At 63.5% G+C, this 11528-nt stretch carries 7 protein-coding genes; 6 read left to right on the top strand and 1 reads right to left on the bottom strand.

The window, feature by feature from the left end; genetic code table 11:
• The first annotated feature begins 45 nt into the window (after nucleotides 1-45).
• From F6B93_RS06035 to F6B93_RS06010, 6 genes are all read left to right on the top strand, one after another.
• A complete protein-coding gene (locus F6B93_RS06035) occupies nucleotides 46-774 on the top strand; it encodes an NADH-quinone oxidoreductase subunit J (protein ID WP_246541095.1) in 729 nt (242 codons plus the stop codon).
• Complete coding sequence (nuoK, locus tag F6B93_RS06030) at nucleotides 771-1070, top strand: NADH-quinone oxidoreductase subunit NuoK (RefSeq protein WP_211698285.1); 300 nt, start codon at nucleotides 771-773, stop codon at nucleotides 1068-1070. The genes F6B93_RS06035 and nuoK overlap by 4 nt, the downstream gene beginning before the upstream one ends.
• 11 nt (nucleotides 1071-1081) lie before the next feature.
• Complete coding sequence (nuoL, locus tag F6B93_RS06025; protein WP_211698284.1) at nucleotides 1082-2968, top strand: NADH-quinone oxidoreductase subunit L; 1887 nt, start codon at nucleotides 1082-1084, stop codon at nucleotides 2966-2968.
• On the top strand, nucleotides 2965-4539 hold the full coding sequence (locus F6B93_RS06020) for an NADH-quinone oxidoreductase subunit M (protein WP_211698283.1): 1575 nt from the start codon (nucleotides 2965-2967) through the stop codon (nucleotides 4537-4539). The genes nuoL and F6B93_RS06020 overlap by 4 nt, the downstream gene beginning before the upstream one ends.
• Nucleotides 4536-6119 (top strand): NADH-quinone oxidoreductase subunit NuoN, encoded by a 1584-nt coding sequence (nuoN, locus tag F6B93_RS06015; RefSeq protein ID WP_211698282.1) that lies wholly within the window; start codon nucleotides 4536-4538, stop codon nucleotides 6117-6119. Before F6B93_RS06020 ends, nuoN begins: the two co-directional genes overlap by 4 nt.
• A gap of 94 nt (nucleotides 6120-6213) precedes the next feature.
• Complete coding sequence (locus F6B93_RS06010; protein WP_211698281.1) at nucleotides 6214-7845, top strand: adenylate/guanylate cyclase domain-containing protein; 1632 nt, start codon at nucleotides 6214-6216, stop codon at nucleotides 7843-7845.
• A 20-nt stretch (nucleotides 7846-7865) separates the two neighbouring features.
• Here F6B93_RS06010 and F6B93_RS06005 read toward each other — a convergent pair whose 3' ends face one another.
• Complete coding sequence (locus tag F6B93_RS06005; protein ID WP_211698280.1) at nucleotides 7866-11255, bottom strand: PPE family protein; 3390 nt, start codon at nucleotides 11253-11255, stop codon at nucleotides 7866-7868.
• Nucleotides 11256-11528: the final 273 nt, after the last annotated feature.

Raw genomic sequence — 11528 nt, 5'->3', positions numbered from 1 at the left:
TTGGCCCAAGAAGTCATAGTGCGAACCTCCACGGGCGAAGCGGTGATGTTCTGGGTGCTCGGGACCCTGGCACTGATCGGCGCACTCGGGGTGGTCCTGGCCGTCAACGCCGTGTACTCGGCCATGTTTCTGGCAATGACGATGATCATCCTGGCGGTGTTCTACATGGCGCAGGACGCATTGTTCCTCGGTGTCGTTCAGGTCGTGGTCTACACCGGCGCGGTGATGATGCTGTTCTTGTTCGTGCTGATGCTGATTGGCGTGGATTCCGCGGAATCACTGAAGGAGACCCTGCAAGGACAACGAGTCGCCGGGGTGGTCACCGGTGTGGGATTCGGCATTCTGCTGATTGGGGCGATCGGCAACGTGTCGACCCAAGGTTTCTCCGGCCTGACCGCCGCCAACGCCAACGGCAACGTGGAGGGCTTGGCGGCACTGATCTTCTCCCGCTTTCTGTGGGCATTCGAGTTGACCAGCGCACTGTTGATCACCGCGGCGGTCGGAGCAATGGTGCTCGCCCATCGGGAGCGTCTGGTCCGCCGCAGAACCCAGCGGGAGCTGTCCCAAGACCGCTTCCGCCCGGGCGGGCACCCGACCCCGCTGCCCAACCCGGGCGTCTACGCGCGCCACAATGCGGTCGACGTGGCCGCCATGCTCCCGGACGGCTCCTACTCGGAATTGTCGGTCCCCTCGATGTTGGCGACCCGCGGTGCGGACGGTCGTCTGGCAGCCACTGGCGAGGGTACCTCTCAATCCCAGGGCGGCGCCTCATGAATCCGGCCAACTACCTCTACTTGTCGGCCCTACTGTTCACGATCGGGGCCGCGGGTGTGCTGTTGCGGCGCAACGCGATCGTGATGTTCATGTGCGTCGAGCTCATGCTCAATGCCGTCAATCTGGCGTTTGTCACGTTCGCACGCATGCACGGCCGTCTCGACGGACAGATGATCGCGTTTTTCACGATGGTGGTGGCCGCCTGCGAAGTCGTTGTCGGCCTGGCCATCATCATGACGATTTTCCGGGCCCGTAAATCGGCGTCGGTCGACGACGCGAACCTACTCAAAGGCTGAAGAACGCCACGATGACTGACTACACCTGGCTGCTCGTGCTCCTGCCGCTGGCGGGTGCGGCGATCTTGCTGTTCGGCGGACGGCGAACAGACACCTGGGGTCACTGGCTGGGGTGCGCCACGGCCGTTGCGGCGTTCGGCGTCGGCGCAAGGTTGCTCTCCGAGCTCCTCGGCCGGGACGAGGCCGACCGGGTCATCCACCAGACGGTGTTCACTTGGATTCCGGTCGACGGGCTCCAGGTCGACTTCGGGTTGCAGATCGACCAGTTGTCGATGTGTTTCGTGCTGCTGATCACCGGGGTCGGTTCGCTGATCCACATCTATTCGGTGGCCTACATGGCCGAAGACCCAGACCGGCGGCGGTTTTTCGGCTATCTCAATCTGTTCTTGGCGTCGATGCTGCTGCTCGTGGTCGCCGACAACTATGTGCTGCTCTATGTCGGATGGGAAGGCGTTGGCCTGGCGTCGTACCTGCTGATCGGTTTCTGGTACCACAAGCCATCGGCAGCCACAGCGGCCAAGAAGGCATTCGTGATGAACCGGGTCGGGGACGCCGGGCTGGCGCTGGGCATGTTTCTGATGTTCGCCACGTTCGGCACCCTTTCCTTTGCCGGTGTGTTCGCGGGTGCCCCCGGCGCCGGGCGAGGCGCGCTTACCGCGATGGGATTGCTGCTCCTGCTGGGCGCGTGCGCCAAGTCCGCGCAGGTTCCGCTGCAAGCCTGGCTGGGTGACGCGATGGAAGGCCCCACCCCGGTGTCCGCGCTCATCCACGCGGCCACCATGGTGACCGCCGGCGTGTACCTGATCGTGCGCTCCGATCCGCTGTATAACCTGGCGCCCGACGCCCAGCTGGCGGTTGTCATCGTCGGCGCCGTCACGTTGCTCCTCGGAGCGATCATCGGCTGCGCCAAAGACGACATAAAACGGGCCCTGGCGGCTTCGACGATGAGCCAGATCGGTTACATGGTGCTGGCCGCCGGTCTCGGCCCGGCCGGCTACGCGTTCGCGATCATGCATCTGCTCACCCATGGGTTCTTCAAAGCCGGCCTGTTCCTCGGATCCGGCGCGGTGATCCACGCCATGGACGAGGAGCAAGACATGCGCCGCTACGGCGGCCTGCGCGCCGCCCTCCCGGTCACCTTCGTGACGTTCGGCCTGGCGTATCTGGCGATCATCGGTGTGCCACCGTTCGCCGGCTACTTCTCCAAAGACGCGATCATCGAAGCGGCGTTGGGCGCGGGCGGAGCCCGAGGGTTACTGCTGGGCGGTGCCGCACTGCTCGGTGCGGGCGTCACGGCGTTCTATATGACGCGGGTGATGCTGATGACCTTTTTCGGTAAACGCCGCTGGGCGCCGGGCTCTCATCCGCACGAAGCGCCCGGCCTGATGACCTGGCCGATGATCCTGCTCGCCGTCGGCTCGGTGTTCTCGGGCGGGTTGTTTGCCATCGGCGGCACTCTGCAGCACTGGCTAGAGCCGGTGGTCGGAGCTCATGAAGAGGCCACCCACGCGCTCCCGACCTGGGTCAGCACCAGCCTGGCGCTCGGTGTCGTCGCGGTCGGCATCGCCGTCGCCTACCGCATGTACGCCACCGCGCCCGTTCCGCGGGTGGCCCCCGTCGAAGTCTCGGTACTGACCACGGCCGCGCGTGCCGACCTCTACGGCGATGCCTTCAACGAGGAGGTTTTCATGCGCCCTGGCGCACAACTCACCGACGCAATGGTCGCGGTCGACGACGCGGGGGTGGATGGCTCGGTCAATGCGCTGGCCGCGCTGGTGAGCCGAACGTCGAATCGCCTGCGGCGCCTGCAAACTGGATTTGCCCGCAACTACGCGTTGTCAATGCTGGCGGGCGCGGTTGTGGTGGCCGCGCTGATCCTGGCGGTGCAGCTGTGGTGACCCACATTGCATGGCTGAGTGTGCTGTGGCTGGTGCCGTTGGCCGGCGCCGTGCTCATCATTCTGCTGCCTCCCGCGTGGCGCCAGCTCGCCAAATGGAGCGGCCTGGTAGTCAGCGTCGCGACGCTGGCCGTGTCCATCGTCATCGCTGCCGGATTCAAGCCCGGCGGCCAGCGGTATCAGTTCGTCGAAAACCGTTCGTGGATTCCATCATTCGGTGCCAGCTACACGCTCGGCGTGGACGGTATCGCCCTGGTGCTGGTGCTATTGACCACCGTGCTGGTTCCGCTGCTGCTGGTGGCTGGTTGGAATGACGGCGGCCAACGGACTCGAGGCGTGCAGGCGTATGTGGCTTTGACACTGGCCATCGAGTCGATGGTGCTGATCTCGGTGATCGCACTAGACGTGCTGCTGTTTTACGTGTTCTTCGAAGCCATGCTGATCCCGATGTACTTCCTCATCGGCGGCTTCGGCCAGGGTCCCGGGCGCTCGCGTGCCGCGGTGAAGTTCTTGCTGTACAACCTGTTCGGCGGGCTGATCATGCTGGCGGCGGTGATCGGGCTGTATGTGGTGACCACGCAGCACGGCGCGGGAACCTTCGATTTCCGCGAGATTGTGGCCGGCGTGATGTCGGGCCGCTACGGCACCGACCCCGCGGTGTTCAAGGCACTGTTCTTGGGCTTCATGTTCGCCTTCGCGATCAAGGCGCCGCTGTGGCCATTCCACCGGTGGCTGCCCGACGCCGCGGTGGAATCCACTCCCGCGACCGCGGTGCTGATGATGGCCGTGATGGACAAGGTCGGCACCTTCGGCATGCTGCGCTACTGCCTGCAGCTGTTTCCGGAGGCCTCAACCTATTTCCGCCCGCTGATCGTGACGCTGGCCATCATCGGAGTGATCTACGGCGCGATCGTGGCCATCGGCCAAACCGACATGATGCGGTTGATCGCCTACACCTCGATCTCACACTTCGGCTTCATCATCGCCGGCATTTTCGTGATGACCACCCAGGGACAGAGCGGCTCGACGCTCTACATGCTCAACCACGGTATTTCCACCGCGGCGGTGTTCCTGATCGCCGGCTTCCTGGTAGCGCGGCACGGCAGCCGCTCGATCGCCGACTACGGCGGCGTGCAGAAGGTGGCGCCCATCCTGGCCGGCACGTTCATGGTCTCGGCCATGGCCACCCTGTCGCTGCCTGGTCTGGCCCCGTTCATCAGCGAATTCCTGGTTCTGCTAGGAACGTTCAACCGCTATTGGCTGGCCGCAACGTTCGGCGTGACCGCGCTGGTGCTCTCGGCCATCTACATGCTGTGGCTTTACCAGCGTGTGATGACCGGGCCGGTGGCCAAGGGCAACGAACGAATCGGTGATCTGGTGGGCCGCGAAATGGTCGTCGTGGCGCCGCTGATCGCGCTGCTCCTCGTTTTGGGGGTCTATCCCAAACCGGTGCTCGATCGGATCAATCCCGCGGTCGAGTACACGATGACCACCATCGGCCAGCATGATCCCGCGCCCAGTGTGCCAAGAGGTGCGTGCATCCGCCCAACCGCCGAAGGACCGCGCCCATGACGCTGCCCACCCCCCACGTCGAGTACTTCCTGCTCAGCCCGATGCTCATCGTCTTCGGCGCCGCTGTTTCCGGTGTGCTCGCCGAAGCCTTCCTGCCGCGCCACTGGCGATACCCCGCCCAGGTGATCCTGGCTCTGGGAGGGTCGGTGGTAGCACTCGTCGCGGTCATCGAGGTGGCGCTGTCGATTCCGAGGTCGGGGCAGGCCGCGGTGCTCGGAGCGATAGCGGTGGATCGCCCGACACTGTTCCTGCAAGGCACCGTGCTGTTGGTCGCGATCATGGCGCTGGTGTTCATGGCAGAGCGCAGCGTCGACGCGGTTCCAGTCAAAGGCGAGGTCGCCGCGGGGCGGTTCCCCGGCTTGGATTCCTTTACACCACAGGCATCCGCGGTACCGGGCAGCGACACCGAGTATGAAGCCGAGCGGGCCGGAGCCGCCCAAACCGAACTGTTCCCGCTGGCGATGCTGGCCGTCGGCGGCATGATGGTGTTCCCCGCCGCCAACGACCTGTTGACGATGTTCGTCGCCCTGGAGGTCCTTTCACTGCCGCTGTACCTGATGTGCGGGCTAGCGCGGCACCGTCGCCTGCTGTCACAAGAGGCCGCGATGAAGTACTTCCTGCTGGGCGCGTTCTCGTCGGCATTCTTCCTGTACGGGGTCGCGCTGCTCTACGGTGCCACCGGCACGCTGACCCTGCCGGGTATCCGGGCTGAGCTGATCATGCGCGGCGACAACTCCATGGCATTGGTCGGCGTCGCACTGCTATCAGTGGGTCTGTTGTTCAAAGTCGGTGCGGTCCCGTTCCACTCCTGGATTCCCGACGTCTATCAGGGCGCCCCCACCCCGGTTACCGGGTTCATGGCGGCGGCCACCAAGGTCGCCGCCTTCGGAGCGCTGCTGCGCGTGGTTTTCGTTGCGCTGTCCCCGCTGCATGATCAGTGGCGGCCGGTGTTGTGGGCGATTGCCATCCTGACCATGGCCGTAGGAACCATCACCGCGGTAAACCAGACCAATGTCAAGCGGATGCTGGCCTATTCCTCGGTCGCCCACGTCGGTTTCATCCTCACCGGCGTGATTGCCGATAACCCCGCGGGGCTGTCCGCGACGTTGTTCTACCTGGTCGCCTATAGCTTCAGCACAGTGGGCGCGTTTGCCATCGTGGGGCTGGTCCGTAACACCGACGGTGTCGAGGATGCCGACCTGTCCCACTGGGCCGGGCTCGGACAGCGTTCACCGATCGTGGGTGTGATGCTGTCGATGTTTCTGCTGGCCTTCGCCGGCATTCCACTGACTAGTGGTTTCGTGAGCAAGTTCGCGGTGTTCAACGCCGCCGCATCGGGCGGCGCGGTGCCGCTGGTGGTCATCGGGGTGATCTCGAGCGGGGTGGCCGCTTACTTCTACGTGCGGGTGATCGTGCTGATGTTCTTCACCGAAGAATCCGACGAGACACCGCATGTCGTGGCGCCCGGAGTGCTGAGCAAGGCCGCGATCGCCGTGTGCGCTGCAGTCACTGTGGTGCTGGGGATTTTCCCGCAGCCGGTGCTCGATCTGGCCGATCAGGCCGCCCAGTTGTTGCACTGAGTCCGCGCGCTGGTCCGGCACGAAGTCTGACGGCGGCCCCTTGTTGCGCGTGCCGACGAGCGTGGATGCCACGGCCCTATAGGCTCGATCCACCATGGCTAGGCGGAGATCGGTCTCGCGTCAGTTGGGCTGGGTGTTAGAGCGAATCACTCGGCAGAGCGGTCGGCTTCCGCCCTCCACCCCGGATTTTGGGTCACGGTTGTTGGGCTCCTCGGTCGAGAGTCAACGCAGTCGACGCAGACGTATGCGGTTTCTCATCATTGTCTTCGTCGCGGTCGCCGACTTGATCGGCATCGCCGTGGTTGCAGTGATCGTGATAGTGGCTGTGCCAGAGCCAAGTATCTTCAGCGACGCACCCGGGTGGCTGACCTGGGGAATTGCCCCGGCGTACGCAACGATTGCGCTGCTGGTCGGGAGTTTGTGGGTCAGACGTCGGCTATCGAGCGCCGTGGGCTGGTCGATCGAGGGGCATGCACCGACGCGCGCAGATCAGCGCAACACCCTGCAGGCGCCCTGGCGCCTGGCTGGAATTCATCTCGTCCTGTGGGGTGTCGGAACAGCGCTCCTTACCACGCTGTACGGGTTAGTGAATGCCGATTTCATTCCAAAGTTCCTGTTCGGCATCGGGTTTAGCGGAATAGTGGCGGCCACGAACTGCTACCTGGTTACCGAGTTCGCCTTGCGGCCCGCCGCGGCGCGGGCGCTGGAGGCCGGGCGCCCACCCAGAGGGCTAGCGGCGGGGCTCATGGGCCGAATCATGATGGTGTGGATTCTGGGATCGGGGCTGCCAGTTCTTGGGATCATGCTCTCCAGCGTTTTCAGCCTGTGGCGACGCATCGAAACACGCGCCCAATTTGTGGTTGGTGAGCTGATTTTGGCCACCATTGTGCTGATTGTCGGGTTCGCGATGATGTGGATCGTCGCATGGCTCACGGCGACACCAGTTCGGGTGGTTCGAGCGGCACTCGAACGTGTGCAGGACGGGCACCTGGACACCACTCTGGTGGTATTCGATGGCACAGAGTTCGGCGAGTTGCAGCGCGGGTTCAACGCGATGGCGCACGGGTTGCGGGAGCGAGAGCGGGTGCGCGATCTGTTCGGGCGGCATGTCGGGCGCAGGGTAGCCGCCTACGCTGAGCAACATCAGATCGAGCTGGGCGGCGAGGAACGCCACGCGGCCGTGCTGTTCGTGGACGTGGAGGGTTCGACCCAGATCGCCGCCAGCCAGCCGCCGATGGAGGTGGTGAACCTGTTGAACCGGTTCTTCAGGGTCATCGTCGACGAAGTCGATCAACATCATGGACATCTCAATAAGTTCGTCGGCGACGCGACGCTTGCGGTGTTCGGGGCACCCATGCGCCTGAACCGGCCCGAGGACAACGCACTTGCGGCGGCCCGCGCAATCGCGCGGCGACTCGGCGAGGAGGTGCCAGAGTGCGCGGCCGGCTTGGGCGTTGCCGCGGGCACCGTCGTGGCCGGCAACTTGGGCACCCGGGAGCGTTTCGAGTACACCGTCATCGGTGATCCCGTCAACGAGGCAGCACGGCTGAGCGACCTGGCCAAATCCACGCCCGCCCGGCTGCTGGCCTCAGAGGCCGCGGTGACCGCCGCCGGTCACGACGAGCGCTCACGTTGGCAGCTGGGTGAGGAGGTCGTGCTGCGGGGCCGCGGCACGCCAACGCGGTTGGCCGCACCGACAGCTGAGGACTTCGCCGGCCACGACTAGTGGCCGGGGCGGGCGCGGCCTCACACGTCGAAGAAACCAGACTGGTTGTCGCCGGTGTTGAACGCACCGGAGCTATTGACACCTGCGTTGAAGAGACCCGACGTTCTGGTGAAGACGGCACCGCCTCCAGCGGGGACGGTAATGGTGTTGTTGCCCGAGTTTCCGATGCCGGCGCCAAGAAAGCCCGTGTTGAGTAACCCCGCATTGAGACCGTCGCCCGCGTTGTTGATTCCCGCGTTGCCTTGACCGACGTTGAGGAACCCCGAATTACCGTTGGTGAACGGGATTGGAATGGGGCCAACGCCTTCGATTTCGATGGTCACAGTGACCGTGAACTGGGTGTTCTGGAAGCCGGAACTACCGGTGCCCGAGTTGAAGAAACCCGAGTTGCCCACGCCGGTGTTCCCGAAGCCCGAGTTCGAACCGATCTGAGTGGTCGAGCTGCCGATACCGGTGTTCAAGCCACCCGCGTTGAGGAGTCCAGTGTTGGTGTCCCCCGAGTTCGCCCACCCCGTGTTGGTGGCGCCCGCGTTGGCGAAACCGGTGTTGGTGTCACCCGAGTTGAAGCTGCCTGTGTTGCTGACTCCCGCGTTTCCGAAGCCCATATTCAGACCGCCAGAGTTCCCGAAACCGACGTTGCCGCCCCCGCCGTTTCCGAAACCGACGTTCCCGTCGCCCGCGTTGTCGAAGCCGGTGTTGACGGCACCCGAATTCCACCATCCCGTGTTGATGTCACCGGAGTTCGCGAAGCCGAAGTTGCCATCCCCGGAGTTGAAGAAGCCCACGTTGTTACTACCCGAGTTGAAGAACCCGATGTTGTTATCACCGGAGTTGCCGAAACCAAAGTTGCCGACGCCCGTGTTCAGCGCGCCAATACCAACCTGGTTGTCGCCGGTCAACCCAAAGCCGATGTTGTTGTTGCCGGTGTTACCAAAGCCGAAATTATTGCTACCTAAGTTCCCGAATCCTGTGTTATTGTCGCCCAGGTTTCCTAAGCCTATATTCCCGTTACCGGCGTTTCCGAAGCCTCTGTTGTTGCTGCCGGTGTTGCCGCTTCCGATGTTCGCGTCGCCGGTGTTGCCGCTGCCGACGTTCTGACTGCCGACATTTCCGTTACCGATGTTTTGTTCGCTAGGCACACCAATCGACGGGTTTCCGTTCCCGCTGCCCAGGTTGAAGTTGCCGATATTGCCATTGCCGAAGTTGGAGTTGCCGATGTTTCCGCTGCCGACGTTGGTGTCGCCGGTATTCCCGCTGCCAAGGTTGGTGTCGCCGATGTTTCCGCTGCCCAGGTTGAAGTCGCCGATGTTGCCGCCGCCCAGGTTGTAGTCGCCGATGTTTCCGAGGCCGGTATTCAACGGCGGCAGGCCCAGCTCTGCCGGGCTGGGAAGCCCCGCCGCCGCAGGCCCGCCAACGGCCGCCGCACCCACGGGAGCCGCTGCCGCGCTCGCCAGCACCCCCAGCGGACCGTAGCCGCCAAAGAAACCCGACTGGTTATCACCGGTGTTGAACGCACCGGAACTATTGATCCCCGCGTTGAAGAGACCCGACGTGGCGGTGAAGGTGGAACCACCCGCGGCGGGGACGGTGATGGTGTTGTTGGCAGAGATTCCAATGCCGGCGTCAATGGTCCCCGTGTTGAATGCCCCGGCGTTGAAACCGCTACCCGAATTATTGATGCCCACGTTGCCTTGGCCCATGTTCAGGAATCCCGCGTTTCCGTTAGAGAGGGGGACGGGAACGGGGCCAACGCCTTCAATTTCTATAATCAGGGTGACAGGAAACTGGGTGTTCTGGAAGCCAGAATTACCGTCGCCGGAGTTAAAGAAGCCCGAGTTCCCTACGCCGGTGTTCCCGAAGCCTGAGTTCGGACCGAGCTGAGTGGTCGAGCTACCGATACCGGTGTTCAGACTGCCGGCATTGAACAGTCCCGTGTTGGTATCCCCCGAATTCGCCCACCCCGTGTTGGTGGCGCCCGAGTTGAAGAAACCGGTGTTGCCGGCCGAGGTCGTGAGAATGCTGCCGCCCGAGTTGAAACCACCGACATTGCGCAAGCCCGAGTTTTCGACGCCCATATTCTGGGTCCCCGCGTTTCCAAAACCAAAGTTCGTGTTGCCCCCGTTGCCGAAACCGAAGTTTCCTTGGCCCGCATTCTCGTAGCCGGTGTTGGCAGCACCGGAGTTCCAGAAACCGGTGTTGGTGTCGCCGGAATTCGCAAGACCGAAGTTCCCATCGCCCGAGTTAAAGAATCCCACGTTGTTGCTACCCGAGTTGAAGAAACCGATGTTGTTGTTACCGGAGTTCCCGAAACCGAAGTTCCCGATGCCCGTGTTCAGCGCACCAATGCCTACCTGATTGTCGCCGGTCAACCCAAAGCCGATGTTGTTGTTGCCGTTATTACCGAAGCCGAAATTGTTGCTACCCAGGTTGGCCAATCCGATGTTGCTGCCGCCCAGGTTCCCTAAGCCTACGTTCCCGTTGCCAACGTTTCCGAAGCCCCAATTGTTGCTTCCTGTGTTGCCGCTTCCGATGTTCGCATCGCCGGTGTTGCCGCTGCCGAAGTTCTGACTGCCGATGTTTCCATTACCGATGTTCTGATCGCTAGCCACGCCGGATGACAGAGCGCCGTTTCCGCTGCCCAGGTTGAAGTTGCCGATGTTTCCGCCACCCAGATTCGTACTGCCGGTATTTCCGCTACCCACGTTGTCATTGCCGATATTTCCGCTGCCCAGGTTGGTGTTGCCGGTGTTTCCGCTGCCCAGGTTGTAGTCGCCGGTGTTCCCGTCGCCCAAGTTGTAGTTGCCGATGTTGCCGAGGCCGGTGTTCAACGGCGGCAGCCCCAGCTCTGCCGGGCTAGGCAGCCCCGCCGCTGCAGCCGGGACCCGCAGACTTTGCGCAACCTGCTGGAAGGGCGCCAACTGAGCCAATACCGCCGAGGCGCCGTGGTGATATCCCACCATCGCCGCCACATCCGCGGCCCACATTTCCTCATAGAGACCCTCAGTTGCCGCAATCGCCGGTGCATTCTGGCCGAACACATTCGATAGCACCAACTGCATGAACGCATTGCGGTTGGCGGCTACCAGCAACGGATGCACCGTCGCTGCCCGCGCCGCCTCAAACAAGCTGGCGACCGTCTTGGCCTGACCACTCGCGCCGACGGCCCGCGCCGCCGCGGCACCCAACCACCCCACATACGGACCCGCTGCAGCCTCCATCGCCGCTGCCGCGGGTCCCTGCCATGCCTGACCGGCCAACCTCGACGTCACCGAGCCAAACGACTCCGCCGCCGCACCCAACTCCGCAGCCAACGAATCCCAGGCCAGCGCCGCCTCGAGCATCGACGCAGACCCCGCGCCGGAAAACATCCGCAACGAGTTGATCTCCGGCGGCAATACCGAGAAATTCATCAGGCCCATCCCTTCCTGGCCGGCCATGCCCGACGTGCCGCCTCCACAGCGGCTACCCGAGCGATTACCCACACGTCCGCGACCGTTCGATTTAGCTGCGGGCGCACGCCTAATGGCACCGCGATCCCCGACGCGCAGCGCTGGCCGCCATTTCCGCTTGGGTAGCCACAAACAACATGCGGCGCCTCCACCAACAATGCTTGGGCGATCGCCAACGCAACCAACCCGGCAACAAAAAAACTCTATGCCAATTGTGGCCCAATCTCCGGGTTT

This window comes from Mycobacterium spongiae (assembly GCF_018278905.1).
Classification (GTDB): domain Bacteria; phylum Actinomycetota; class Actinomycetes; order Mycobacteriales; family Mycobacteriaceae; genus Mycobacterium; species Mycobacterium spongiae.
Note: the sequence above shows the minus strand (reverse complement) of the source record. Positions and strands in the feature narration are given on the sequence as shown.

Coding starts and splice junctions, on each gene's coding strand:
- F6B93_RS06035 (WP_246541095.1), top strand. CDS start 46: ATGTTCTGGGTGCTCGGGACCCTGGCACTGATCGGCGCACTCGGGGTG.
- nuoK (WP_211698285.1), top strand. CDS start 771: ATGAATCCGGCCAACTACCTCTACTTGTCGGCCCTACTGTTCACGATC.
- nuoL (WP_211698284.1), top strand. CDS start 1,082: ATGACTGACTACACCTGGCTGCTCGTGCTCCTGCCGCTGGCGGGTGCG.
- nuoN (WP_211698282.1), top strand. CDS start 4,536: ATGACGCTGCCCACCCCCCACGTCGAGTACTTCCTGCTCAGCCCGATG.
- F6B93_RS06010 (WP_211698281.1), top strand. CDS start 6,214: ATGGCTAGGCGGAGATCGGTCTCGCGTCAGTTGGGCTGGGTGTTAGAG.
- F6B93_RS06005 (WP_211698280.1), bottom strand. CDS start 11,255: ATGAATTTCTCGGTATTGCCGCCGGAGATCAACTCGTTGCGGATGTTT.